The sequence below is a fragment of the Thermus sp. genome, assembly GCF_056332225.1.
Genome location: NZ_JBWGQW010000163.1, coordinates 1 through 815, shown reverse-complemented (window position 1 = coordinate 815; position 815 = coordinate 1). Strand labels below are relative to the sequence as shown.

Below are 815 nucleotides of genomic sequence, written 5' to 3'. Positions count from 1 at the left end.
ATCGCTGAGGTCGCTGGGGTAAGATCGTCTAAGAGTCACCCCTTAAGGATACCACCCTTTTACGACAGCCCCTAACCAGGAAAAGGCCAAGGGGGAGGAGCACGAGGAAGAGCACGGAGGAAAGGGCGGGAAGTCGGAGGACCACGGCGGGGCCATGGGCGGGAAGGGGCGTAGGCCCTAAACCGCCTTCCCCAAGGGCCGGGGCCCAAGAGGGTCCCGGCCTTGCCCTAAAGTGGTGCCATGGAAGCCCATCTCCGCGAGGCCCTGGGGGACCCCCTCACCGTCCTCTTCACCGCCTTCAGGGTGGCGGCGGTCTACCTCGCCCTCCTCTTCCTTCTCCGCCTGAGCGGGAAGAAGCTCCTGGGCCAGATGAGCCCGGTGGACCTCCTCACCCTCCTCCTCCTCTCCAACGCGGTGCAGAACGCCATGATCGGTCCCGACAACAGCCTGGTGGGGGGGCTTTTGGGGGCCGCCCTTCTCCTTCTCCTAGACCGCCTCATCTCCCGAAGCCCCCTGAGGAGGAAGGCCCTCGGGGAACCCACCCTCCTCGTCCACGAGGGGAAGGTGATCCCCGAGCACCTGGCCCGGGAGGGGGTGGACCTGGAGGAGCTCATGGCCGCCCTCCGGGAGCACGGCCTCATGGACCTTAAGGACGTGTTGGCGGCGGTCCTGGAGGTGGACGGGACCATCAGCGTCATCCCCAGGGACCACGTGGCGCCGAAGCGGCTCCGCAAGGTGCGCTCAAGCCGGAACCGCTGAGGGCCCTCCCAGGGTGGAAGCCCCGTTTACCCCCGTGTAACCCCGCTCCCCTACCC

At 67.1% G+C, this 815-nt stretch carries 1 protein-coding gene; it reads left to right on the top strand.

Annotated elements, in window-relative coordinates:
- Positions 1 to 240: 240 nt before the first annotated feature.
- The gene (locus AC01Y6_RS10670; RefSeq protein ID WP_476671502.1) at positions 241 to 759 is read left to right on the top strand and encodes a DUF421 domain-containing protein; all 519 of its coding nucleotides are present in this window, start codon (positions 241 to 243) and stop codon (positions 757 to 759) included.
- The last annotated feature ends 56 nt before the right edge of the window (positions 760 to 815 follow it).

Excerpts from the sequence above, each read along its gene's own strand:
- AC01Y6_RS10670 (WP_476671502.1), top strand. The coding sequence starts at position 241 with ATGGAAGCCCATCTCCGCGAGGCCCTGGGGGACCCCCTCACCGTCCTC.